Genomic DNA, 24,095 nt, shown 5'->3' with positions numbered 1-24,095 from the left:
TGGCTCGCCGTTTAACATTGTCGATCGGGAGGTCAGAAGATCTTAGTTAGTGCCGAATTTGAGCAACTTGATCGCGTCGAAATCCTGCACGCCGCCGCCGACGCGCTTGGTCGTGTAGAACAGGACGTAGGGCTTGGCGGAGTAAGGATCGCGCAACACGCGAACGCCCGTGCGATCCACGATCAGATAGCCGCGGGCAAAGTCGCCAAAGGCGATCGGCGTTGCATTAGCGCCGGCATCGGGCATGTCTTCCGCTTCGACGAGCGGAAAGCCCATCAGCATGGCACGCTGGCCAGGGGCTGCCGGAGGCTGCCACAGGTAGTTGCCGTCAGCGTCCTTCAGCTTGCGGATCGAGGCCTGCGTCTTGCGGTTCATCACCCAGTTGGCGTTCTGGCGATAACCGGCCTTCAACGCGTAGACCGTATCGATGAGGACATCGGACGGGTCGTCGGCCGGCAGTTCACCGGTGTCGCCGGTCAGCGTGTAGCCGATCTTGCCCCAGGCCCAGTTTCCCTCGGCCACTGTCGTGTAGTCGAGAAAGCCCTTGGGTTTGTTGGTGCCATCGCCATTCACGAAGGCTGCACCCTCCTGCTCGGCGAATGCCGCTTCGACTTCGCTCGAAATCCACTGGTCGAGATCGACCACCGCATCTTCCAGCAGCGACGGCGTCGCGGCCGGCATGGCATAGAGTTCCATGGTCGGGAACTGCAATTCCGCGAGCGTCGGCGCTGCCGTCTGCGGCCGCGCCGCCGTCTCACCGACCCAGCCGACCGCCGGGCCGTTGATGGCGAATGGCTTCTTCAGAACCGCTGCAGACACCTGCCGCACCGAAGCGATCGAACGGATCGGTGAAAGCGCCGAAAGCCGCCTGCCGATTTCCATCTCGGTTTCGTCCGGCACCAGATAGCCGCCATCCTGGCCGGAACCGTAGGACATCGCCTTGGTGTCGAGTGCACGAAGCTGGCGATCGTCGCCATTGCGGACATAAGCCTCGAACGCGCTCTTGTGTTCGCTGTATGCGAGCCTGCCGCCTTCGCGCCCAAGTGCGGGGCGGATCTTCTTCAGTGAGAGATTGTCGAGGGCGCGTTTCTGCTCGTCCAGTGCGCGCGAGATACGATCGACCTTTTCGGTCGTCACGACATCGGTGCCGCGCCGTTCGAGTTGCGCCAGCCTTTCATTGTTGCTGTCCTTGAACGCCTCGAAGGTCGTCATGAACTCGCCGAAGGCATCGGAAAGATCGAGATGCTCGCCCGAAGCCGATTTGGTTTCGAGCGCACCGCAATTGTGTGCTGCATTCATATGAGGGATTTCCTTGTTTCGTTGATCATCCGCGTCGCTTCGCGGATCGTGGCCGCGAGGCCTGTGGGTGTTCCCGCCGCGGCATCCCGCCCGCTCACGAGATTGGCGAAGCCCTTGGCGATGACCGCCCTGGCTTCGCTCCTTGTCAGCCCCGCATCCCGCGTGAGCCAGCATTCGAATTCGCGTATTGTCGGCAGCGGACGCTTTCGCACTTTCACCGTTTCGATGCGCGCCTCGGGCAACATCGGAAAGGTGACGACGGATATCTCCCAGAGGTCCGCCTCGAAGATATGGCGAATGCCGCTTGCCGCGTCTTTCCTGGCGCGAACGGCGCGAAATCCGATCGACAGACCGTCGAGAGCGCCACCGCGCATCAGGCCGAGCACATCGCGAGCCCGGCCTACGTCCTTCGCCAGCCGCCCGCGAACGAACAGGCCCCGCGCATCTTCCTTCACTTCGGTCCAGACCCCGATCGGTTCATTGGGGTCGTGCTGGAAAAGCATCCGGATACCGGGCGCTCCGCGCGTCCGCAGCGACTTGGCGAAGGCTCCGCGCTCGACGATATCCTTGCCGAGATCGACCCGCCCGAACAGGCTGGCGTAGCCGGAAAAGGAGCCGTCCGTTTCAACTTCGTCGAGCACCAGATCGACGAATTTCCGTTCGCAAAACCTTGCCGCATCAACGCCCATCGCCATTCATCCTCTCATGTCTCCTTTCGATGAACCGGGCGAGGCTGCTATGCTGGAAGGCGCGCATGACGAACCCCAGCGCCCACCAGGCACAAAGGCTTGCGATCGCCGATCCCATCAGCACGAGTTCGCCCGGCGCGATCATGTCCTGAACGCCGAGTTCGGCTGCGACCTTGAGGCCGGCGGTTCCGCCGAACACCAGGCCGCACACCACGCCAACCGCGAAGCGTGCCGCCGCGTCGTGCCGCCCGTGCGGCAGAATGTAAGCCAGCGAAATCGCCGAGCCGGCGACCGCGCCAGCGCTTTTGGCGAACCAGATCCAGGCTGCCTGTGACATCTCGGTCATGATGAACCTCCTCGTTTGGAGCGAACGATCACGCCATATCGCGCGGCTGATAACCCACCGCGTCGCGCTTCTCGTCATCGCTCAGGAATGTTGCTGCCCCCACTCGCGCCCACAGTGCGTCGCGCTCCCCGGACAGCCCGTCGACACGGTCGGCGTCGTACCAGAGCCGCAATTCCTCGCCGAACACCGGGCCAAGCCAGCCGGAAAGCTCTTTGGAAATACGGGCCACCAGCGGCAGGATCGTCAGTCGGTAGAAAGCCCGGTTCGCCTCCTGATAGTTCGCATAGGTGTTGTCGCCGGGAATGCCGAGCAGCATCGGCGGCACGCCGAAGGCCAGCGCAATATCGCGGCTCGCCGAGTGTTTCGCCTCGATGAAGTCCATGTCCTTCGGCGTCATGCCCATGGCCTTCCAGTCCAGCCCACCCTCCAGCAGAAGCGGCCGGCCGGCGCGGGTCGTGCCCGAATACCCTTCCTCGAGCTCAGTCTTCAGCCGCTCGAACTGTTCGTCGGTGAGGTTGCCGCCTTCCTTCGGCGCATAAACCAGCGCACCGGAGGGGCGGGCGGAATTGTCGAGCAGCGCCTTGTTCCAGCGTCCCGCCGCATTGTGCGTATCGAGCGCCATCAGCGCTGCTTCGAGCGGCGGAAAGCCGTAATGATCGTCCAGCGGATGGAACAGCGTCAGATGCAACGCCCCACCGCCCGAAACGACGCCCATGGGCGCTTTTCGCTTGCCCGTGCCTTCGCGGTATTCGAGCGCTGAAGGCCATCCGGAAGCATCCGTCAGAACGGTCACACGATCGGGCCGCAGGAGATGTAGCTCCCGCGCGCCCTCGCCTGCCTCGATCAGCTCGACATAGGCATTTCCCGCCAGCAGGAGATGCCCATAGAGCGCCTCCAGAAACGACGCCCCTGCCTGCCGCTGGTTGGGCCGCTCAAGCAGCCTCAAAAGCGGATGCTCGTCGAGTTCCGCAACCCCTTCGTAAAGCAGCCACGGTATCGCGGAGGCCGTCTCGGAGATCAGCCGGACCGCCCGGTGCACGACCGGATTGCGCATGAAACCTTCACGCGACAGCGTCGCATAATCACGCCGTGTCCAGCGGGCTTCGCCCTGGGCATGGATGGCAACAAAACCACCCGGATTGCCGCTTTTGCGTTCAGGCCGCACACTGCCGTTCCCCGCATCGCGGGGCCAGGGCCATTTCCAAGCCATATGTCCATCCTGTTTGAATTTGAGCCGTATCGACGCGTCTGACGACGCGTTGCGCGCTACAAAAGGTCCCGGATACGCGGTCGCGCCATTTGATCCGGCATCAGTTCATTTATCGCCCAGACAAGCGCATCGACACGATCCGGCGACCGGCTGCCGGACAATCCGTTCGGGCCGAGGTCGCACATCTCGTCTTCAAGCTCGATAAAACGCCCGGCGTGGCGCACCCTGCCTTGCTCGTAAAGTGCCGCAACCGGCTCGGCGCGCAGCCATTTCCCACGCGTCGCCCGCACCGCCCTTACCGGGATAGACGGGTCCACTGTCCGGATCACCGCCGTCACCATGTCGCCGCCCTGATTGACCTCTGCAACCAGGCAATCGGCCTCCAGACGATGAAACAGCGCAACGGCAGCAGCGGCCCACTCATGTGGCTTTGCTGCCCGCACGGTTGCATCGGCCAGCACAATAACCTGCCCCTCCTGGTCCAGCCCCGCCGCAACGATGCCACAAGCGTCCGACGTCTTGCGCGAACTAGCCGGCGGATCCACCGCAACGACGATGCGGCAAAGCTCGGGCGGTTCGGCAATCCTGACATTTTCAATCGTGACGCGCGACCAAAGAGCGTCCTCCCGGTCTTCGATCAGTTCGCCATCGAGTTCCTGCCTTCCCAGAGCGGTGCCGCCATAGCGCCTTTCCATCATCCGCAGGAACGCCGGGGACAGATTGCCCGCGTTCTCATCGGTTCTCATTCGTTCGATGACAACGCCAGGTTCCGCCAGCAGGCGCTTCAGGAGCTTTGTTGGACGGGGCGTCGTGGTGATGAGCTGTCGTGGCTGATCGCCGAGCCGCAAACCGAATTGCAGCATGTCGAAACAGGCTTCGGCATTTTTCCATTTGCCGAGCTCGTCGCACCACGCCGCCTCGAACTGCGGCCCTCTGAGACTTTCGGGATCTTCAGACGAAAATATCTGCGCCACTGCGCCGCTGTCCCAGACCAGCCGCCGCCGGCTTGCCTCGAAGCGCGGACGATTGTGACGCGATATCGTTATGATGCCGGAAGGCCCGTCGATCATCACTTCCCGGACATCGCCGAGCGTTTCGCCGACCAGCGCGATGTGCATATGTTTCTTTTCGGAAAAGGGTGAGAAACCGCGAACGAGACTATTCACCCACTCCGCACCAAGTCGCGTCTTTCCGGCGCCGCGCCCGCCGATGACAAGCCAGGTCGCGGGCTGCTGCCGCTCCAGCCGATACTGGGCAAGCCGCGCATGAAAAATCCATTCGTTCTCGATCTGCTCAACAGGTCGGCCCCTCAGGTTTTCGGCGGACCAGTTGTCTTGCATAGCCCTCAGCCAGCTCGACAATTCGTTGGTCAATTCGACGGAGAATTCCGGCCATGTCTGCATCTCGTTTTATCTGGTTCTCTTTCGCGCTATCGCTGCCGCGCGTTATTTCGCCGATTTTTTCGAGGGTACGCGTCAGCGCCGAGATCGCGTCGATGCGGGCTTTGTCCAGAAGTGTCGCGCCCTCGCCGCTGCCCATCCCGATGGCTTCGACCTCGCCGATCAGCCGATCCACCACTTTCGCCAGGCGTTCGTTCTGGCTGGCGGGTCGGGTGCTCTCGGCAGAGCGAACCCATTTTTCCCGCACGGCGCGTGCCTCTATGGTCGCGGCCTTGCAGCCTGTTGCCGCCGCCAGTTGCTCGACGGTTGCCCGCGTCTCTTCATAAATTGCGCGCGCCGTAATCCACCGTTCATGGGTGCGTGTTAACATCTGACTCTCTGGGGTTTGGTGTGCCGGAGAAAAGTGCCGACAATCTCACGCGGTGTTTACTGCCTGTTCAGGCCCGCCGGTCACACTTTTCTGACGATATAGAGATACTATCAAAGCACCGTTACGGTGTCAAGAATATATTCCTATTTCGGGTGTGATTTTTGTCGCCTTTACGGGAGCCTTGGATTTCCGGCGCCTCATCCGGTAAGATCGAGCACAAAACAATGTCGGACAACGAGCCGGCATGACATCTGGGACGTCTTGAAACGCGCATTCGGGCTACAGTCGCATGGAAGACCCTTTCGAAAAGCGAAAATCAAGAGGCCCGCGCGCCGGCAGGTTGCTGGCTATCGATGCCTGGATCGATTCGTCCCTTTACGAGGCCGGTTTCAAGGCGCGCCAGTTCTGGGAGACGATGACGATCTTCTTCCGGCGGTTTCGCGTCACCGGCTGGCGGCGCGGCATCATCGAACTTCTGAGTGAAGGCTTCACCATGGGGGCAGCCGGTTCGGTCATCCTGCTTGCACTCGCTCTGCCGGCATTTGACGAAACAACCGGCAACTGGCGCCAGCAGGACGATTTCGCCGTCACCTTCCTCGACCGCTACGGCAACGAGATAGGGCAGCGCGGTATCATCCAGCGCGACTCGGTACCGGTCGACGAAATGCCGGATTTCGTCATCAAGGCGGTTCTGGCGACCGAGGATCGCCGTTTCTTCGAGCACTACGGCATCGACTTCCTCGGCCTTTTTCGCGCCATGTCGGAAAACGTCCGGGCGAACTCGGTCGTCCAGGGCGGGTCGAGCATCACCCAGCAGCTCGCCAAGAACCTGTTCCTCACCAACGAGCGAACGGTGGAGCGCAAGATCAAGGAAGCCTTCCTGTCCGTCTGGCTTGAGACGAACCTGTCGAAAAAGGAAATCCTGCAGCTCTATCTCGATCGCGCCTATATGGGCGGCGGCACTTTCGGCATCGCGGCGGCAGCGGATTTCTACTTCGGCAAGCAGGTCAAGGACCTGAATCTCCCGGAAGCTGCGATGCTCGCCGGCCTGTTCAAGGCTCCGACGAAATACGCCCCGCACATCAATCTGCCTGCGGCGCGCGCGCGCGCCAACGTCGTCCTGACAAACCTTGTGCAATCGGGCTTCATGACGGAGGGCCAGGTCCTCTCGGCTCGCCTACACCCGGCTGACGTCGTCGATCGCGGCGACCGCAAGAGCCCGGATTATTTTCTCGATTGGGCTTTCGACGAGGTCAAGCGCGTTGCCGCAAGGTCCGGCAATCATTCAGTCGTGGCGCGCACCACCATCGACATGAACATCCAGCGCGCAGTTGAAGAATCGCTCGAGTTCCATCTGCGCCAATACGGCAAGCAATATCATGTCACCGAAGGCGCGGTCGTCGTATTGGAAAACAACGGAGCCGTGCGCGCCATCGTCGGCGGACGGGATTATGGTGCGAGCCAGTTCAACCGCGCGACGAAGGCGCTGCGGCAGGCCGGCTCGTCCTTCAAGCCCTATGTCTACGCAACGGCGATGGAGCACGGCTTCACCCCGGACTCCGTGATTTCCGACGGGCCGATCTCATGGGGTGCCTGGTCGCCGAAGAACTACGGCCGCTCGTTTTCCGGCAGGCTGACACTCACGACCGCCCTGGTGAAATCCGTCAACACGGTGCCTGTGCGCCTGGCGAAGGACTATCTCTCCATCCCGCCGATCAAGGCCATGGCCGAAGCCATGGGCGTCGAGTCCCCGCTCGAAGCCTACAAGACGATGGTTCTCGGCACGTCCGGTATGACGGTGATGGATCAGGCCACCGGTTACAATACCATGGCCGATGGCGGCTTTGCCGGAACGCGGCATGGCATAACCCAGCTCGTGACGCATTCGGGCGAGCTCATCTATGATTACGACAAGGATGCACCCAAGCCGAAGCGCGTGCTTTCCGAACAGGCGATGTCCTACATGAATTCCATGCTCGTTCAGGTCCCGGAAATCGGCACCGCCCGGCGCGCTGCTCTCCCGGGCATCCGCTCCGCCGGCAAGACCGGAACGACGCAGTCGTACCGCGATGCCTGGTATGTCGGCTTCACCGGCAACTACACAGCCGCGGTGTGGCTCGGCAACGACGATTTTTCGACCACTAAGGACATGACCGGCGGCTCGCTGCCGGCGATGGTTTGGCAGCGTTTCATGGCCTACGCGCATCAGAACATCGATCTCAAGCCCATTCCCGGCATCAAGGACCCGTTCGTGGACGCCAAGGTCGCAGCCAAGGCGGCCGAGACCGAAAAGAAGAATGCAGAGGAAGCAGCCGCGGCTGCAGAGATCGAGCGCCCGCCGGTCTTGTCCAGCACCACGACAAAGGCGCTGCGGCAGATGACCGATTTCTTCCACGCCGCGCCGGTGCTGGAAGCTCCAGCCGAACCAAAAACGCTATCGGCCCTGTGACGATAGCTCCTGAAATCACATCTGTTGCCATCTTGCCAGCATCGGGGATTGTTCTCGCCGCGCTTGCCTTGCCTTGCCCCACCGCGATATGCCGGGGCGGCATCCTTCCGTCCGGGGCATCATGCTCAAAAACTCTTTCCTCATAGTGCTCGCCCTTCTCATTGCCGTCGTCGGCGGTGGCGCCAGCGTCTGGTACGCGCTCAAGCTGCAGGAAGGCGTGGGAGCAGTATCGATCGGCGGATGGACAGCCTTCCCGGAGATCGGCACGGCCGATGCCGATCCCTATTCCAAAGCACGCGTTGCGCGCGAAGGGGTTCTTGCGCTCGGCCGTGCCGAGGGTCTTTCCTTCATCGCCCAGCGCGATGCTTCAGGCGATGCACTGCAACGCAACTGCACCTACACCGTCGAAGGCACGGTTCCGCCAGCGCGCTTCTGGACGCTCTACGCCGCCGACCAGACATTGACTGCTATCAAGGATGACAGACAGCCGGCGGCCGCGCTCCACTCCTATGAAGTGCTCAGATCGCCGGACAATTCCCTGTCGATCTCCATCGGCAATCGCCCACAGCCCGGCAACTGGCTGGCGGTTCGCGGTTCGGGTGCGATGTTCTTCGTGCTCACTCTCTTCGACACGACGATTGCAAGCAGCACAGGTATCGCCGACGTAGCGCTACCGCTGGTCAAGAAAGCCGGCTGCGATGCTTAGGCTTATTCATGCAATCATCCTTGGCCTGCTCGGCGCCGGCATCGTTCATATCGCGGTCCTGATGATGATCCCGGATTTCTCCGAAAGGGACGCATGGTCGCGCCTGGCGATGGCGGCGGATCTCTACACGGCTACTCCCTTTGCTGCCGAGACCGGCCCGACATCGACCGTAAAATCGGTCGATCCGCTATTTGAGGCGGCAGCCTGCCGTTTCGATCTGACCGACGGTGTGGTGCAGGTGCGTGCGCAGGGCGACATGCCGTTCTGGTCGGTCTCGGTCTACAACCGTGCCGGTCAGAATATCTACAGTTTCAATGATCGAACGACGACGGACCGTTCGTTGAACTTCGTCGTCCTGACGCCCGCCCAGATGATCGAGGTCCGCAAGGATTTGCCGGAAGGATTTGAGAAATCGATCTTCGTCGAGGCCCCGATCGATGAGGGCATCGTCGTGGTGCGAAGCTTCGTTCCGGACGACAGCTGGAAGCAAGTTGCCGCCAGTTTTCTTGGCAGCATCTCCTGCGAGCCGCAGTAGCCCCCTCGCCTCGAAAGCCCCTCAGTGATGAGGGGCGGGCTTCTTATGGTTCGATCCGATGTAGCTCGATATCGTACTGACGCCGGACGCCTCCAACATGGCCCGTCGCTCGTAGCGAACCCCCGGAAAAATGATCACGGACGCCTGAGTTTCTGATGGACGGTCCGTTTGGCTGGTTGCCGCTTTCCGCGGCACGAAAGACAGTATGCTGCCCATGACACGCGCTTTCCCTCTCGGTATGACCGGAGCAACTACGCAACGCCTCCATGCTTGATAAGGCCAGCAGAGAGTTAACAGACTGCTAACGTATTCCAACGCATTCGAAAAAATATGGTGCCTAAAAGAACCGGCCGACGCCAACGGTTCATCTGGCATTCAGTCGTGTTGCCATAACAACAGCGTTGTACGGTCCGCTTGGGGACTGGTAATGGGAGACCAGATTTTGATCAAGTATAGCTCTTTATTGATTGCAGCCGGCATGATGGCCTTGGGTGGCGGGGCCGCCAGCGCTCAAACGGCAGGTGATTGGGTACTCGGAAACTACAAAAACGCTGGTTACTGGTTTCCAGGCATTGCCGAAAAAGTCGAGGGCGGGACGGTCACGATCCGCTACGACGACGGTGATCGGGAGACTGTGAGCCTGGACAAGGTTCGCCCCTACGACTGGATGATCGGCATGAAGGTCCAGTGCAATTACAAGAACGCCGGTGAATGGTATCCGGGCACAATTGCATCGTTGGCCGGCGAGAAGATCGGCATCAACTACGATGACGGCGACAAGGAAACCACCAAGACCGGTCGCTGCCGGACGCAGTAAAAAGCAAGGGCAGGCTTCGTGCCTGCCCAGACCGCTGATAAAACCCGCCGATTTTTCGGCGGGTTTTGTTTTTTTGAGATTGAAGTTTTTGAGGACGCAACGGCGTTCATTCGAGCCAGTTCACTCCCCCTTAACCAAGGATATGTAGGATTTGATAAGGATTAGAGTTGGCAGCGTGTTATTCTAGTATGCTCATACTTTTCAATGCGTTAGCGTTAGCATGGAAAAGTATGCAACGCACACTGAGCTAACAGGTCGACGCTAACTTTGTCGCCAAACCGTCGAATTTTCGGTCAGGCTCCGGCAGGTTGTTTTGTAAGTGTGCGTTTTGAGTAAGGCCTAGTCCTCGTGTCATCCTCAGACTTCAGGCAACTCGCCTTGAAAGGCGAAGCGGGACGCAGCGAAAGGCTGTTTCGCGCCGCCGTGTCGGCCTTCTGCTCGCTGACACGCCCGTCGCGGCGCGACATCAAGCAGCTTGAGGTTCTGGTGCTGCCGCTTTTCGATACGGTCTCGGTCGAGGCGCGTCGCTTTGCCGCCGCCGCACTTTCGGAATGTGCCGATGCGCCTGGCGCGCTGATCCGCCGGCTTTCCAACGAAGCCGTCGACATAGCCGCCCCCCTGCTCATTCGCTCGAAAGTCCTCAGGGATATCGACCTCATCGCATTGATCGGCCGCCATGGAGTGCCGCATGCGCGTGCCATCGCACGCCGTGCCGATCTCAACCCGGCGATAGCCGATCTGGTCTGGGCACTCGAAAATCCAAAGCTGGTGCGGTTGCCCTTGCCGAAGGAGCGTCAAGCTCAAGTAGAAGCGGCCAGCAGGGCGCAGATTTTGAACGACGGCAATCCTGAACCCGTCCCCGGCATTTCCGCCGACAATGCGCGCAGACGTCTGCGATCGATGATGGTGCCGGTCCAAACTACGCCCGTTGCAACGACCGAACAGTCCGCAGGATCGCTGCGATACGCGAAGCTTCGCGACATGGCTTTGACCGGCAATCCGGCTTTCTTCCAGACAGCCCTTGCCGATGCCGGCCAAATCGACTTTCCGACAGCGAAGTCGATCACCGAAAAAGCCAACTACCCGGAACTGATCGCCGTTCTTCATTCTCTGGAATTGAGCGAAGAACAGGCGTTTCTCATCGCTGCCTGCGTCTACCCCGGAAAATTCGCCGACCCGGAATCAATCCGGCTGTTTCTGTATAGCTACCGGAACATGCAACCGGACGCTGCTCGCCAGAGCGTCAAGACGTTGAAGGCCGGGTCGTCATCCACTCCCGTGTCATTGCAGACTGTAACCCGAAGTGCTGCCGGCTGAAGACGCTGAGCGTACACGGCTCAAAGTTTCGCGATGGATATCAGCTCTTCGACCGGCGTCTGTCCGGCCTCGATCTCGACAACCCAGATGTCAGGATCGAAACGCTTTTCCTTTTCCAGGCGAGCCTCCAAAGCGGCTGTATCCTCGCCGACATTCAGTGGTGAAAAATGTCGCTCGTCCGGGCGAGCTGAATCATAGCTGGTCTGCGGTGCAGGCCCGTATAGAGCTGTTTCGCCCAGACGGTTGCGCGACATGACGAAGACTGCGCCGGCTTCCGTCGCCCCGCGCTTGACGATCGCAGCAAAGCCGCCTGCGCTGAAAACCCGGCGCAGGAGTGCGGAAACCCAGAAGTCGGTGGTGACGCGCATGGAAACAAACGGCTCAAGCTGATAAAGGAGGGCAACGCTTATCCGGTCGCCCGAATATGCGCCAGCCTCATTTCGTCAGGCCGATTTCCTTCATCTTTACATAAACGGCTTCGTCCGGCTCGCCGGTCTCGGGCAGCCCGAATAGCGACTGGAATTCGCGAATGGCCGACTTCGTCCGTGCGCCCACCAGCCCGTCAATCTCGATGCCGTCATTGCCGAAAGCCTTCAGCCCGGCCTGAATCTTCGAAACCCGAGGGCTGGGCGCGGGCGCAGAAACCGGCTGCACTGCCGGAATTGGCGTCGGCGTTTGCTGCAACGGTGCCGGGCGCGGTGCCGGCGCCGGCGTTATGCCGGCCGTCGTCGGATTTGCGCCCAGCTGACTCAACAGTTGCTGATCGACCTTGCCGGACGGCGTCAGGCCCATCTTTCGCTGGTAGGTTTCGATCGCTTTTGTCGTTGCCGGGCCCGGTATGCCGTCGACCGTGCCGGCATAGAAATTCAAATCCTTCAGGATAGCCTGAACCTGTTCAACCGCCGGGTCGCTCTTTGGCCGTACGGGCGCGGCGGGCACCTCTTCCGGACGCTCGATTTGGATTGTCGTTTCCGGCTCGAGCGAAGCGGATTCATTGCGTGCCGGCAGAAGACTGAATTCCCGCGTCGCGAAAAACGCACTGGTATGAGCATGCGGCTGGTACCAGAGCGCGTTGGCGGATACATAAAACAGCGCGACCAGAAACGCGGTCGACCCGCCCACCAGAACCGGGTTTCGGGAGATCATCCCGCCAAGGGCAAGCACGCTCCCTTCAAGCGGACCAGGCTTGGGAGCGCGTTTCTCAGGCCGTTTTGCGGAGCGCGCCATGCCCGGTCTCCTTTTTCCTGCCAGCCTCCAACGGCAGCAATGCCCCCTTCTTCGCCGGCTCCTTTTTGGCCGGGCCAGCGACGGGAAGGGTTATGGTCACAGTCGTCCCCTCGCCCAGGGCGCTTTCGATCGACATCGTTCCTTCGTGGAGCGTAACCAGCCCCTTCACCAGCGAGAGGCCAAGACCTGTTCCCTCGAACTGTCGGGTATAGTCGTTCTGCACCTGCGTAAAGGGCTTGCCCAGCCGGCAAAGGTCGTCATCGGCGATGCCGATGCCGTTGTCGCTGACCCAGAAATGCAGCCGCGAGCCGAGCCGCTTGCCGCCGACGGTGACCTTGCCGCCATTCGGCGTGAACTTAATGGCATTGGAGACGAGATTGATCAGCATCTGCTGGACCGCGCGCTTGTCGGCATGAATTTCGCCTGCTTCCGGGGCGATCTGCGTTGCAAGTGAAATCGACTTGGCTTCGGCCTGAAGGCTCATCATCGAGCGGCACATCTCGACGGCATCGGCGAAGCGGAACAGTTCGGGGTTGGTGGCATATGCACCCGATTCGATCTTCGACACATCGAGTATCGAGTTCACGACCGACAACAGATGGTGGCCGGAATCGCGCACCAGCGTGACATATTCCTTCTGCCTCGGATCTTTGAAGCCGCCGAACATCTCGTGGATCAGCATGTCCGAGAAGCCAATGATGGCGTTGAGCGGCGTGCGCAGCTCGTGGCTGACCGCTGCCAGGAAGCGCCCCTTGGCGAGTTCGAGCGTTTCAGCCGCCTCAGCCGCCACAGTCAGTTCGGCGCGCAATCCAGCCAGTTCGTCATTCTCGCGGACGAGCAGCGTGAAGCCATTGCCTTCATCGCCGTCATTCATCAGTTCGATCAGGAAAGGCCGGTAGTTGTCGCTCGCATTGCTGTTGTCGCGCTGCGGCAGGCGAATACGGGCTTCGACGGTCTGTCGCGCAGCACCATCGCGCAGATCAGCGAGCGCGCAGAGATAGCCGACCCGGTCGGAGATATGAATGCGATCGAACAGCCCCGTACCGAGCAGAAGCTCCGGTGCGAGATGCAACTTCGTCCGCGCCTGCACTGAGACATCGGCAACATCGCCACTTTGCGTCATGCGAAACACCACGCCATCGACGATATCCTCGAGCCGTGGGTGGCTTTCGTTTTGCTCGCTTTGATTCTGCGCACCGGCAAATCCACCGATGCGAGGCAGCAGCGATGCCAGATAGGCCAACGGAACCAGCCAGTGCCAGGCTGAAACCGGCGCCGTTTCGGTGAAAACGGCCGTCGTGAGAATCGCCTGCAGCGGCAGTACCGCCAGCGCAGCCACGCCACCCCACAATGCCGATCGCACTGTGCGGCGCTGCCAATAGGCCTCCAACGGCAGCGCCAATATCATGGCGGTCATCGGAGATGCGGTTCCACCGGCAGCGGCAATAAGAATGGACAGCGCAAGGAAGCCGACGACCAAAGAAGCCCTGCCGGCAATTTTGTCATCAGCCGTGGAGCCGATCAGAACGATACCGGCCCAAGCGACGCTGAAGGCGGCGCAAATCACGGTCAGCGTCGTCGCAGCACCCAACGAAGCAGACAGGAAGAAGGCGGCAGCGACAGCGGCAAAAAACGGCGCGGCCAGCAGGATGCCGACCATGCGCTGCTGACGGGCGCGCGCAAAGGCCTCGGCCGCCGAAGGGTGCACCAACCGGTCGCAGGCGGCGGCAATGGCGCCGAACACTTCGCTGGATCTGGTGGCAAACAAACTCACTCAACGCACTCGCATCTGGTCCGCTTCGCGGATCGCTTATTGATTGGCTTCGAAACTCGCATCCAGCCTTTAAAGAATGGATAAGGCACGCCCTTTCAGTACCCTGCTGATGGCGAATATCGGTACGGTGGCTGCGAAAATCCCTGCCAGTTTGTTGCATAGTAAACAGATGGTTAGGTTGCCGGATCCCTCAAAAACGAGATGCCCGGCGCACGCTGCATCCTTGCCGTCTGGAAATATCGATCAGGAACAGAAGCTTATATGGTTAGCCAAAGGTTACCAGCCTTTGCTGACATGCGATCCTCGGTACGCCGGGCATCCGATCGTTTAAAATTTTAGCAAAATTTGCGCAAAATGCCGTCGAGTTCTGCAAGCCGTCCTTTGTGCGTCCATGTCAATCTCACCTCAACAAAACGAGTCGTGCCGGAAAAGACGCATGACCGACGTTAGCAGAGGGCAAGGACATGGGCTTTCTCATCAAAATGGCATTCTGGTTTTCGCTGGTTCTTCTGGTGCTCCCGTTCGACTTCGGTGAGACAAAGAGCGACCAGCCGAATGTAAATGCCATTCAGGCATTTCTCGCCGCCCGGGAAGCGGTCGGCGATGTCAGCGGCATCTGCGAACGCAAACCGGAAGTCTGCGAAGTCGGCAAATCCGCCATGCACACGGTCGGCATAAGGGCTCGCGAAGCAGCAAAAATCGCCTTCGAGATGCTGGACAGCAAATTCGGCGAGCCCGACACCGCGACGAAAACCGGCAGCGTCCCGCCGGTCGCGCCGGAAGCACCGGCTGCCAACTAACGATTTCTCTTTGCCGCCCAGCGAGGCGGCCACACCGCAGGCCAGTCTGCCCTCTCGGCGCCTGCGGTGTCTTTCTTTTTCCGTGACGTCGCGCGGCCGCGGCATTATATCGAGCGCATGAGCGCAACTATGCAAAGCATCCGCGACGACTTCGCCTTCCTTGACGAATGGGAAGATCGTTACCGCTATGTCATCGAGCTTGGTGAGGCTCTGCCTCCCTATCCGGACTCGGCGCGCGACGATGCCCACAAGGTTCAAGGTTGCGTCAGTCAGGTCTGGCTGCTTACCGAACCCGCCGAAGGTGTCGATCCGGTCATCAATTTCCAGGGCGACTCGGACGCTCATATCGTTCGCGGGCTCGTTGCGATCATGCTTGCGCTTTTTTCCGGCAGGCGCGCCAGCGAGATCATAACGACAGACGCCGAAGCCGTTTTGCGTTCTCTCGGCCTCGACGAACATCTGACGCCGCAGCGCGCAAACGGGCTTCGTTCGATGATCAAGCGCATCAAGCGCGACGCCGAGGCTGCGCTGCAGCCGGCCTAAGCCGGCTCGTCACCTGTCCAGCACCGGGCGATAGTCTTCACTGCCCCAATGCAGCATTCTTTTTGCCGGGCTCGGCGTGACTGACTGCGGACGATAATGCCTGCTCAGCACACCGAGCGCGGTCTTCAGGACAATCTTGGCTGAGCGAACCGGCCATCCGCGCTCCAGTTCCACTTGTTCCAGACCCTTCAGGAAGCAACATACATCGATGAGAACGCCCGAAAGCTCCGGGCCAACGACTGTGATTGCCCGATCAACCCGCTGGCGCGCCGCCAGTGCCGAGTCGGTCAGTTCCGCGATCCCATTTCCGCCCCCGCGCTTGCCGGAAGCCACGCTGGCTACCCAGTTCGCACCCAGCCGCGGCATGATCTGACCGCGCGTGTAGTCCGAACGCAGGCGCTCACCCGCCTCGAATTCAGCCAGCGACAGGAAGGACGCACCCGTCCTTGTCTTGCGGCGCATCAACTGCCCAAGCGGCGATTCGGAAAGATTGACCGTCGCCAGCGCAGAAATGCCGTCGACTTCAATCACCCTCGTTTCAAACTCGCGCTGCCGCTGCTGAGAGGCGGTTTCATCGGCCACTACTGCCTGTGTTCCAGCAGGACGCGCCGCGACAAGCCTCACCTTGTCATCGCGGCGGGCGACCACGCCACGGCCGATCAGATCGACAAGAGCCTCCCGATCCACGGCGATCGTCCCGTGCTCTTCGCCTTCGAGCAGAAGTTTTCCGCCGACCGCCGTTTCCTGAACCAGGGCGGGGCCTCTGGACAGAAAGCGTAAGATCCGCCGACAGCCTTCATTGTCTTCGATCATCTGATGCGTCATTTCAAAAACTCGCTTTGTTGCCGAACGCTGCCAGTGCGACCCGCTCGGTAAGCGCGACCATGCGATCGAAGTCCGCGTCATCCCGCAAATCCTCGACCAGGTGACAGGCGTACATGACCGTGGTGCGGTCGCGCCCGAAGCCGGCTCCTACGTCGCGCATCGTCACGCTCAACGCGACATGCGTGACATACATCGCGATGTGCCTGACCCGCGACACGCCGAGGCCACCCCGACCCGGACTGCGCAGTTCCTTGCTCGACACGTTGAACAAGGCAGCCGTGATATCCATCATGCCTTCGCACAATTCGATAATGCGTTCTTCCCGCCGCCCACTGCTCGACGTCAGCGAGACGCGTGGGGGCTCCGTCTCTTCCTGGTAATTTCTGGATACTGCCGCCGTGAGATGCACTGAACCTTTCCCTCCGCATGTAGGAATAAGTTCTTATATCTGCACTCGACGGGAATGTGAACAAAAGAGGAACATTTTTAGTGGGCAAAAATACCCATCACATTGAAATAGCGTTGTTTTTTTCTAATCGGAAAAAATAAAAAGCCGATTTTTATCCCCCTCATTGGGAGGCGGCGGATAGTGCGTTCAACCGGGGTCAACAAAGGAAACCCACTTGAATGAACGACATTCGCGCTGAATCACAGGCATTCCGTGCCCGCCAGATGGCCGAGACGGAAAACGCCCGGCAACTCGCGGCACTTCATCTCGCCTGCGGCATCGATTTGAAAACGGCGCTGAGCGCTGCCCCTGAACCAAGGCTTCGGCTGATAATTCGCTTGGAAAGGGCGATCGAACGCGAGCGTCTCAAGGGCATGCGCAGGCATTGGACCTACGATCTGAACCGCCACATCGCGTTGAAGCAGGTGCTCGACCGGCTGCGCGATGCAGGACTGCCGCCTCGAATGGTTGCTTCCCCTGCCCCATGCCGGACGCAGAAACGCAGACGGCGCCCGAAGGCGCCGCCGAAACTGTATTGATTGCTGTTTATTTACTGGCCGTCTTGCGTTTGCGGCCCAGGCCCATCTTCTTGGCCAGCTGCGAACGAGCCGCTGCATAGTTCGGCGCGACCATCGGATAGGCAGGGTCCAGGCCCCACTTTTCACGATACTGGTCGGGCGACAGACCATAGTGGGTCATCAGGTGACGCTTGAGCGACTTGAACTTCTTTCCGTCTTCAAGGCAGACGATGTATTCTTCATGAACCGAGCGTTTCGGATTGACAGCAGGCTTCTGCTTGTCGGTCTGCGGCTGCTCTACAGCTCCACCAACACGACCGAGCGCTGCATGTACGTCGGCGATAAGATTTGGCAGTTCGCCAACCGGAACTGGATTATTGCTGACATAAGCAGCAACCACATCGGCTGTCAGCTCAATTAGCATTTCGGAATTCTTGGTAGACGTATCGGTAATGTCCATATTCTTCTGGCCCCAGGGATAAGTTTCAAAAACGCCCCTTTTTTTGATTTTGTGGGGCTTTGCGGAATTTCACGACAGGCAAGACCATTACGACTCGCGTCGATCCTTCTTAATGACCTTCACCGCAAAGTAAGTCAATTAAATATTTTCTCATCTATTGTTTTTGACCTTGGTCAGTCCAGATAATCACACTAAATATCTTTAGGATACTGACATCCCCCACCCTTAAGTAGGTGAAAGCTCAGCAGCATCGTCAAATGCCGCTTCTGCACTATATTTTTTATTGCCAGTGGATCAATTTCGCGTGATTTTTTTCGTCTTCTGGACGAAACCTTCAATATCATCCCGAACGGACTTGTCCCACATGCGATAACCGGAAGCATGTGCAGCCTTTGCAAGCAGATGCGAAGATATCGGCACAGTTAACAGGAAGAATATCACGCCTGCGATCGCCCTGGTCGATATGGCAAGATCCTGCGATTGAACGGCAAGCGCTATCAACATGACGCACGATCCCAACGTGCCGGCTTTGGAGGCTGCGTGCATCCGCGTGTACAGATCTGGTAGCCGAAGCAGGCCTATCGATGCGATCAAGGCAAAAATAGCGCCGATTACGATCAGAATACCTGCAGCATAATCAAGCAACGGTTCGATCATCGCTTCCCCCTCCTGGGTCGGCTTTTGGCGCCCTTCGGACCGTCGAAATCCTTGGCTCCGCGGCTCAACACGAAGCGCGCGAAGGCGACCGTGGCAAGAAAACCGACGAGCCCGAGCGCAATCGCAATATCGACATGAAAGGCATAGCCGGTCTTGATGCCGAGAACAGCGATGAAGCCGATGGCGATGGCCACCAGCATGTCGAGCGCAAGAATACGATCCGGAAGCGTTGGTCCGCGCAGTACCCGCAAGACCGTCAGCAGAAAGGAAAGACTGAGCAACGCCAGAGCGACGATCACGCAATAGGCCAGGAAGTCTTCACCAGAGATCATCGGAACGCCTCCAGTATCTTGCGCTCAAAACCCGTCTCGATGTCCTTGATCGCCGCTTCCGGGTCGGAACAGTCGATCGCATGGACGTAAAGCAGGCGCTTGTCGTCCGAAACATCGACCGAGAGCGTGCCGGGCGTGAGCGTAATAAGGTTTGCCAGCAAGGTTATCTCGAAATCGCGATCCACCTTCAAAGGATAGGCGAATATGCCGGGTTGCAGTTCCATCCTGGATGAAACAACGAGCCTAGCCACGCGCCATGCAGAAAGAATCAGTTCTTTGACGAACAGCAGAGCCAGCGAAAGCACCTTGCCGGGGCGAAAGGCACTGCGAAACGGCCCCCTTTGTTCTCGAACGAGATAGAGCGTCAGGCTTCCGAGGACCAGGCCGAAGACGAGGTTCGGAAGGGTGAAGGAGCCGGTTACGGCCGCCCATGCGAGAGCGAGCAGGATTACGCCGAGATAGATCGTCATCAGCCGCCTCCCGCCGGAAATACCGCACCGATATAGCCGGCATTGTTCAGAAGCCCGCCGGCGGCAATGTCTGCTATTTTGATGAACGGCTCGGGATACACGCCCAAAACGACGATCGGGACCATCAAGGCCAGCAGCACACCGTAGCCAAGAACCGGTGACGCCGTATCGGTCGCCAGCGCCTTCGTTGCACCCGCACCTTCCCGCTCCCGCCAGAATGCCAGAATGAACACGCGCCCCAAGGCGATGGTCGTGAGGAAACCGCTCAGCAGAACCGCACCGGCAAGCAACCATTGATTTGCCTCCAGCGAGGCTTTTACGAGCAGAACCTTCGGCCAGAGGCCCGAGCCCGGCGGCAGGCCCGCAACGGCCAGCGCCAGCACGAGTGCAATCGCAGTCAACAGCGGCGTGCTTCGATAGAGCCCGGCAAGTTCGCGCAGGGAGAAACTGCCGCCAAGTTCCTTCATCATTCCGGCCAGCAGATAAAGCGCCGTCATGACCAGCATGGAATGCACGGCGTAGAGGATCGCGCCGGAAAGGCCGGTCTGCGTGCCCAACGCCAATCCGGCCAGCATGACACCCACGCCGGAAATCACCAGGAACCCGAAGATGCGCCGCGTATCCGACTGCGCCAGCGCGCCCATGACACCAAGCACCATGGTCAGGACCGCAACCCAGCCTATGAGATCGGCCAGAACACTGCGCTCAACCGGGAAAAGCATCACCAGCGTCCGCAGAAGTGCGTAGACACCGATCTTGGTGAGCAGTCCGCCGAACAGGGCAGCCGTTACGATGCGGGGCGTGTGATACGAGGCCGGCAGCCAGAAATTCACCGGAAATGCCGCCGCCTTCATGCCGAACGCCAGCAGATAGAGCGAGGCCAGGGTCATCAATGGAGCAGTCGCGCGCAAACCTTCGGCCTTGCGGGCGATATCTGCCATGTTGAGCGTGCCGAAGGTGCCGTAGAGATACCCGGTGGCGATCAGGAACAGCGTCGTCGCCACGAGGTTGAGGATCGCGTATTTGGTCGCGCCGTCGATCTGCGCCTTTTCGGACCCCAGGATCAGCAGCCCGAACGACGAGATGACGAAAACCTCGAACCAGACATAGAGGTTGAAGATATCGCCGGTTAGGAACGCCCCGCTGACGCCCGCCATCAGCAGCATCAGGAACGGGTAGAAGCCGTATCGCCTGCCGGAAACATTGATGTCGCGGATAGCAAAGATCGCGCAGATGAACGCGACGATGCCCGACGTCAGCGCAAATGTCGCGCCCAAAGCATCCGCGGTGAAGGAAATGCCGAAAGGCGGCAGCCAGCTTCCCATCGTCATCGACAGCGGGCCGTTTGCCAGCACGTGTAGCAGCAACGCCACTTCCGTGCCGACCATTGCGCCGAGACCGACCAGCGCGACGATGCCATGCCAGCGCATTTCGTGGCGGAACATCAGCAGCAGCGCACCGAACACGATCGGGATAACGACCGGCGCAATCACCAGCCAATCCGCGGCCGTCACCGGCGTGGTGATCATGGCAGCCGTTACGTCGACGATTTTTCCGGCTTCACCCGCCATAACTCAATACCCCAGCGGCGGAAGGGTTTCGCCTTCCGGTTCGGCGACGCGCATGCCGTCTGTGTCGTCGGTGCCGATCTCCTGATAGGCGCGGTAAGCCAGGACCAGCAGGAAAGCGAAGAAGGAAAAGGAAATCACGATCGCGGTGAGGATCAGCGCCTGCGGCAGCGGATTGGCCACCGGTCCCGGCGGCACGTCGAAGCCATGCGGAATGATCGGGGGCACTTCACGCGTGATCCTGCCAACGGTGAAGATCAGCAGATTGACCGCATTGCCGAAGATAGCGATGCCGAGAAGAATGCGGATCACGTGTTTCGACAGCATCAGATAGATGCCGACCGCAAAGAACAGTCCGACCAGTACGGAAAGAACCGTCTCCATCAGTCATCCTCCCTTTCTTCAAGGGCAAGTGCGATGGAAGTGATCGAGCCGACCACGACCAGATAGACGCCGATGTCGAAGAACATCACAGTGGAAAGATCGACGGTGATGCCGAAGAGGCTTGGCGACGTCCAGAGCCCGGTCAGGAACGGCACATGGAGCACATAGGACAGCAGTCCGGAAAGTGCCGCTAGAAACAGGCCGAAGCCCGAAATCGCCATTGGGTGGAAATACATTGCTCTCCGCACCTCCGGCACCCCGAAGGCGATACCGTAGATTGCAAAGGCCGAAGCCGCGATCAACCCGCCGATGAAACCGCCGCCCGGTTCGTTGTGGCCGCGCAGCAGCACGAACACCGAGAACAGCAGCATCAGGCTGGTCAGATAGGGCGCGGCTGTTCGGAAGATCAGCGTTCGCATGTCAGCGCCTCCCTTTCCGTTTGGCCGGGACAGCCTGATCCTTGGTGCGGATGCGGATCAGAGCCAGAATCGCCAGTCCGGTGATCATAACCACGGCGATCTCGCCCAGCGTATCCAGTCCGCGGAAATCGACGATGATGACATTCACGACATTGCGGCCATGCGCGATGACCAGAGAATAGTTTTTGAAGAACGTGCTCAGCGTCTCATCGAAGGGAAGCTGCGTGACCTTGAGCAGCAGCATGCCGAATGCCAGGCCGCAAGCGCCAGCGACGCTGATATCCAGCACCTTCTGACCCGTCGGCCGATGGTCGGAAACGCTAAGCCGAAGCCGCGTCATGACGAGCGCCAGGATAACCACCGAGAGCGTTTCGACCATAAACTGCGTGAACGACAGGTCGGGCGCGCCCATCAGCATGAACAGAAGCGCGACCGCAAATCCCTGAATGCCGAGCGAGACGATCGCAGTCAGACGATCCTGAGCATAAACGACAGCCCCAAGGCCTATCACCGCGATAGCAACCACGGTCCATTCGTAGAACCACAGGTCCGGAAACACCGGCATGGAAGGCAATTCGTCGAACAGCACCATCGGCACCAGAAGCGTCAGCGCAACCGCGATGAAGGTCACAGTCATGTAGATGTCGAGCCGGCCGCTCTGGACAACTTTCGTCACGCTGAACGACAGCCGCAGCAGCCCGCGTATCGCCTGATCGAAACCCCGATCCGGCCCCCAGCCGATCGCCTTCAGAACCGAAGCCATGCTCGCGCGCAGCCGGTCCAACGACAGATAAGCACCGATACCAAACGCGATGGTCAGGACCGAAAGAAGCAGCGGCATGCCGATATGCGGCATGGTCGAAATGTCGATCTGCAGGTCCTGCCCGGAGACCGCACTTGCCATCGGGCTCGAAAGCAATCGATGCGCAACGGTCGAAAACAGTCCAGCCAGCAGCCCCGAAAGAGCCAAGACGACGGGGCCGAGCCACAGCAGGACGGGGCCTTCATGCGCGTGCTTGGGCGTCTTGGCGGGCGCGCCGATAAACGGCCTCAGCCCCACAGCAAAGGCGATTGCAAACATCAGCGCGTTGCCGACGATCGCCACGATCGTCACCAAAGTGGCCCAGCCGCCCCCGAACGCAACCGCGGCATAAATCTCTTCCTTGGCCAGAAAGCCGAAGAACAGCGGCAGGCCGCCCATGGATAGTGCCGCAAGGATCGCGGCCGCGAAGGTAATCGGCATCGCGCCGCGCAAGCCGCCAAGCAAGCGAATGTCGCGCGTTCCGCTCTCATGATCGATCAGGCCGGCCACCATGAACAGCGCGCCCTTGAACATGGAGTGCGCGATCAGATAGAGCACGGCCGCCTCAACGGCCTTTTCCGAACCGAGGCCCGTCAGCATGACAAGCAGGCCCAGCGAAGCGACGGTGGTATAAGCGAGCATCAGCTTTAGGTCGGTCTGTCTGAGCGCGAGCAGCGTTCCGACCAGCAGCGTCACGCCGCCGAACAGCGGTAGTATCGTCTCCCACGCAGCCGTGTCGCCCATCACGGGGTTCATGCGCATGACGAGATAGACGCCGGCCTTCACCATCGTTGCCGAATGCAGGTAGGCCGACACCGGCGTCGGTGCCTCCATGGCGTTGGGCAGCCAGAAATGGAACGGAAACTGCGCGGATTTGGTGAAAGCGCCGCCCAGAAGCAGAATGAGTGCTGCCAGATAGAGCGGGCTGTTTCGCATGGCATCCCCCGACGCCAACAGCCCCGAAAGATCGTTCTGGCCGCTCGCCGCCCCGATTACCAGCAGGCTGGCTAGCAACGACAAGCCACCCAGTCCGGTGACCACCAGCGCCTGCAAGGCAGCACGGCGCGAGGCTTCGCGAGCGTGGTCGAAGCCGATCAAAAGGAAGGACGTGATCGAGGTCAGTTCCCAGAAAACGAAAAGCATCAGGAAGGAGTCGGCAACGACCAATCCCTGCATCGCGCCCATGAACATCAGTATGAAGGAAAAGAACCGGCCCTGGTGCGGATGCCCTTTGAGATAGCCGCCGGAATAGAGAACGATCAGCGTGCCGATGCCAGTGATGAGCAGGGCAAACGTCAGCGACAGTCCATCGATATACCAGGAGAAGCGGACACCCAGGCTCGGTATCCAGTCAAAGCCGCCGGCAATCGCCGCTCCTTCGGAAACCGGCCCTGACATTCCGGCGAAATGCGAGAACATCCAAAGAGGCGCAAGCGCCAGAACCCAGGCGGCGTTGTGCTTCAGCAGTCGGGTCAGGAATGGTGCTGCCGCAGCGGCCAGAAACGGCAATATCAGCGCAAAAAATGTCAGCGGCCGTTCCCCCGTTCCCATCCCGTTGCCCGGCGCGGGCGACCTCGATATGCCAGTGCAGATTTTTGAATGACAGTGGAATAGACGGGGGGCAGCGTCCGGGCAAGTCTTTCCCGGCAAAAGTCCGCCGTCATCCCCGCGATCATTGTTTGAAGGTCGGCTTCTTCATGTCTACCTATCGCAGGACGTACGCAAATCTA

At 59.9% G+C, this 24,095-nt stretch carries 27 protein-coding genes; 8 read left to right on the top strand and 19 right to left on the bottom strand.

All coding sequences use genetic code 11. The features are described from left to right. Nucleotides 1-42: 42 nt before the first annotated feature. Genes BM413_RS13680 through BM413_RS13655 form a run of 6 tightly spaced genes read right to left on the bottom strand, consistent with a single transcriptional unit; the run spans nucleotide 43 to nucleotide 5,314 of the window. On the bottom strand, nucleotides 43-1,299 hold the full coding sequence (locus tag BM413_RS13680; RefSeq protein WP_091913883.1) for a phage major capsid protein: 1,257 nt from the start codon (nucleotides 1,297-1,299) through the stop codon (nucleotides 43-45). Next, nucleotides 1,296-1,988 (bottom strand): HK97 family phage prohead protease, encoded by a 693-nt coding sequence (locus BM413_RS13675; RefSeq protein ID WP_091914082.1) that lies wholly within the window; start codon nucleotides 1,986-1,988, stop codon nucleotides 1,296-1,298. Before BM413_RS13675 ends, BM413_RS13680 begins: the two co-directional genes overlap by 4 nt. Beyond that, nucleotides 1,978-2,334: a DUF6107 family protein gene (locus tag BM413_RS13670; RefSeq protein ID WP_091913882.1), complete on the bottom strand. Its 357-nt coding sequence runs from the start codon at nucleotides 2,332-2,334 to the stop codon at nucleotides 1,978-1,980. The genes BM413_RS13675 and BM413_RS13670 overlap by 11 nt, the downstream gene beginning before the upstream one ends. Before the next feature lie 28 nt (nucleotides 2,335-2,362). Beyond that, nucleotides 2,363-3,544, bottom strand: a complete 1,182-nt coding sequence (locus BM413_RS13665; protein WP_091913881.1) for a phage portal protein — start codon at nucleotides 3,542-3,544, stop codon at nucleotides 2,363-2,365. A gap of 56 nt (nucleotides 3,545-3,600) precedes the next feature. Then, nucleotides 3,601-4,884, bottom strand: coding sequence for a DNA-packaging protein (locus BM413_RS13660; RefSeq protein WP_091913880.1), 1,284 nt, complete (start codon nucleotides 4,882-4,884; stop codon nucleotides 3,601-3,603). Next, a complete protein-coding gene (locus BM413_RS13655; RefSeq protein ID WP_091913879.1) occupies nucleotides 4,838-5,314 on the bottom strand; it encodes a hypothetical protein in 477 nt (158 codons plus the stop codon). The genes BM413_RS13660 and BM413_RS13655 overlap by 47 nt, the downstream gene beginning before the upstream one ends. Nucleotides 5,315-5,603: 289 nt before the next feature. Here BM413_RS13655 and BM413_RS13650 point away from each other — a divergent pair, with 289 nt between their 5' ends. From BM413_RS13650 to BM413_RS13625, 5 genes are all read left to right on the top strand, one after another. Further along, complete coding sequence (locus tag BM413_RS13650) at nucleotides 5,604-7,763, top strand: transglycosylase domain-containing protein (RefSeq protein WP_091913878.1); 2,160 nt, start codon at nucleotides 5,604-5,606, stop codon at nucleotides 7,761-7,763. Nucleotides 7,764-7,884: 121 nt separating this feature from the next. Further along, complete coding sequence (locus BM413_RS13645) at nucleotides 7,885-8,469, top strand: DUF1214 domain-containing protein (protein WP_091913877.1); 585 nt, start codon at nucleotides 7,885-7,887, stop codon at nucleotides 8,467-8,469. Further along, nucleotides 8,462-9,004 carry a DUF1254 domain-containing protein gene (locus BM413_RS13640; protein WP_091913876.1) on the top strand — a complete coding sequence of 181 codons (543 nt, stop codon included), beginning with the start codon at nucleotides 8,462-8,464 and terminating at the stop codon, nucleotides 9,002-9,004. The genes BM413_RS13645 and BM413_RS13640 overlap by 8 nt, the downstream gene beginning before the upstream one ends. Before the next feature lie 427 nt (nucleotides 9,005-9,431). Beyond that, on the top strand, nucleotides 9,432-9,821 hold the full coding sequence (locus BM413_RS13630) for a tudor domain-containing protein (RefSeq protein ID WP_244537863.1): 390 nt from the start codon (nucleotides 9,432-9,434) through the stop codon (nucleotides 9,819-9,821). A gap of 378 nt (nucleotides 9,822-10,199) precedes the next feature. Further along, on the top strand, nucleotides 10,200-11,138 hold the full coding sequence (locus BM413_RS13625; protein ID WP_091913875.1) for a DUF2336 domain-containing protein: 939 nt from the start codon (nucleotides 10,200-10,202) through the stop codon (nucleotides 11,136-11,138). 20 nt (nucleotides 11,139-11,158) lie between these two features. Here the strand turns inward: BM413_RS13625 and BM413_RS13620 are convergent, their stop codons facing one another. From BM413_RS13620 to BM413_RS13610, 3 genes are all read right to left on the bottom strand, one after another. Further along, nucleotides 11,159-11,506, bottom strand: coding sequence for a DUF1491 family protein (locus BM413_RS13620; protein ID WP_091913874.1), 348 nt, complete (start codon nucleotides 11,504-11,506; stop codon nucleotides 11,159-11,161). 67 nt (nucleotides 11,507-11,573) lie between these two features. After that, nucleotides 11,574-12,365 (bottom strand): peptidoglycan-binding domain-containing protein, encoded by a 792-nt coding sequence (locus BM413_RS13615; protein WP_091913873.1) that lies wholly within the window; start codon nucleotides 12,363-12,365, stop codon nucleotides 11,574-11,576. After that, nucleotides 12,340-14,025 (bottom strand): sensor histidine kinase, encoded by a 1,686-nt coding sequence (locus BM413_RS13610; RefSeq protein WP_091914078.1) that lies wholly within the window; start codon nucleotides 14,023-14,025, stop codon nucleotides 12,340-12,342. Before BM413_RS13610 ends, BM413_RS13615 begins: the two co-directional genes overlap by 26 nt. 578 nt (nucleotides 14,026-14,603) lie before the next feature. Between BM413_RS13610 and BM413_RS13605 the strand changes: the two genes are divergently transcribed. Together BM413_RS13605 and BM413_RS13600 are read left to right on the top strand one after the other, a co-directional pair. After that, nucleotides 14,604-14,939, top strand: a complete 336-nt coding sequence (locus BM413_RS13605) for a DUF5330 domain-containing protein (RefSeq protein ID WP_091913872.1) — start codon at nucleotides 14,604-14,606, stop codon at nucleotides 14,937-14,939. Nucleotides 14,940-15,056: 117 nt separating this feature from the next. Continuing rightward, the gene (locus tag BM413_RS13600) at nucleotides 15,057-15,482 is read left to right on the top strand and encodes a SufE family protein (protein ID WP_091914076.1); all 426 of its coding nucleotides are present in this window, start codon (nucleotides 15,057-15,059) and stop codon (nucleotides 15,480-15,482) included. 9 nt (nucleotides 15,483-15,491) lie between these two features. Here the strand turns inward: BM413_RS13600 and BM413_RS13595 are convergent, their stop codons facing one another. Together BM413_RS13595 and BM413_RS13590 are read right to left on the bottom strand one after the other, a co-directional pair. Next, the gene (locus BM413_RS13595; protein WP_091913871.1) at nucleotides 15,492-16,307 is read right to left on the bottom strand and encodes a DUF6456 domain-containing protein; all 816 of its coding nucleotides are present in this window, start codon (nucleotides 16,305-16,307) and stop codon (nucleotides 15,492-15,494) included. Nucleotide 16,308: 1 nt separating this feature from the next. After that, complete coding sequence (locus BM413_RS13590; protein WP_244537862.1) at nucleotides 16,309-16,716, bottom strand: helix-turn-helix domain-containing protein; 408 nt, start codon at nucleotides 16,714-16,716, stop codon at nucleotides 16,309-16,311. A 218-nt stretch (nucleotides 16,717-16,934) separates the two neighbouring features. On the opposite strand from BM413_RS13590, the gene BM413_RS13585 reads away from it, so the two are divergent. Next, nucleotides 16,935-17,294: a cytoplasmic protein gene (locus BM413_RS13585; RefSeq protein ID WP_244537861.1), complete on the top strand. Its 360-nt coding sequence runs from the start codon at nucleotides 16,935-16,937 to the stop codon at nucleotides 17,292-17,294. A 7-nt stretch (nucleotides 17,295-17,301) separates the two neighbouring features. Here BM413_RS13585 and BM413_RS13580 read toward each other — a convergent pair whose 3' ends face one another. The 8 genes from BM413_RS13580 to BM413_RS13545 all read right to left on the bottom strand — a co-directional run bounded on the left by BM413_RS13580 (nucleotide 17,302) and on the right by BM413_RS13545 (nucleotide 23,916). Continuing rightward, entirely contained in the window at nucleotides 17,302-17,733 is a 432-nt protein-coding gene (locus BM413_RS13580; RefSeq protein WP_091913869.1) for a Ros/MucR family transcriptional regulator, read from the bottom strand. 294 nt (nucleotides 17,734-18,027) lie between these two features. Continuing rightward, a complete protein-coding gene (gene mnhG, locus BM413_RS13575) occupies nucleotides 18,028-18,390 on the bottom strand; it encodes a monovalent cation/H(+) antiporter subunit G (protein ID WP_091913868.1) in 363 nt (120 codons plus the stop codon). Continuing rightward, nucleotides 18,387-18,722 carry a cation:proton antiporter gene (locus BM413_RS13570; RefSeq protein ID WP_091913867.1) on the bottom strand — a complete coding sequence of 112 codons (336 nt, stop codon included), beginning with the start codon at nucleotides 18,720-18,722 and terminating at the stop codon, nucleotides 18,387-18,389. The genes mnhG and BM413_RS13570 overlap by 4 nt, the downstream gene beginning before the upstream one ends. Beyond that, on the bottom strand, nucleotides 18,719-19,192 hold the full coding sequence (locus BM413_RS13565) for a Na+/H+ antiporter subunit E (protein ID WP_091913866.1): 474 nt from the start codon (nucleotides 19,190-19,192) through the stop codon (nucleotides 18,719-18,721). Before BM413_RS13565 ends, BM413_RS13570 begins: the two co-directional genes overlap by 4 nt. After that, nucleotides 19,192-20,763, bottom strand: coding sequence for a Na+/H+ antiporter subunit D (locus tag BM413_RS13560; protein WP_091913865.1), 1,572 nt, complete (start codon nucleotides 20,761-20,763; stop codon nucleotides 19,192-19,194). Before BM413_RS13560 ends, BM413_RS13565 begins: the two co-directional genes overlap by 1 nt. A 3-nt stretch (nucleotides 20,764-20,766) precedes the next feature. Further along, nucleotides 20,767-21,144 carry a Na+/H+ antiporter subunit C gene (locus BM413_RS13555; RefSeq protein WP_091913864.1) on the bottom strand — a complete coding sequence of 126 codons (378 nt, stop codon included), beginning with the start codon at nucleotides 21,142-21,144 and terminating at the stop codon, nucleotides 20,767-20,769. Then, the gene (locus BM413_RS13550; protein WP_091913863.1) at nucleotides 21,144-21,563 is read right to left on the bottom strand and encodes a Na+/H+ antiporter subunit B; all 420 of its coding nucleotides are present in this window, start codon (nucleotides 21,561-21,563) and stop codon (nucleotides 21,144-21,146) included. Before BM413_RS13550 ends, BM413_RS13555 begins: the two co-directional genes overlap by 1 nt. 1 nt (nucleotide 21,564) lies before the next feature. Then, nucleotides 21,565-23,916 (bottom strand): putative monovalent cation/H+ antiporter subunit A, encoded by a 2,352-nt coding sequence (locus tag BM413_RS13545; RefSeq protein WP_091913862.1) that lies wholly within the window; start codon nucleotides 23,914-23,916, stop codon nucleotides 21,565-21,567. Between the last annotated feature and the right edge of the window lie 179 nt (nucleotides 23,917-24,095).

Source organism: Mesorhizobium sp. YR577 (assembly GCF_900116595.1).
GTDB lineage: Bacteria > Pseudomonadota > Alphaproteobacteria > Rhizobiales > Rhizobiaceae > Mesorhizobium_M.
This window is presented reverse-complemented; position numbering and strand designations above follow the sequence as displayed.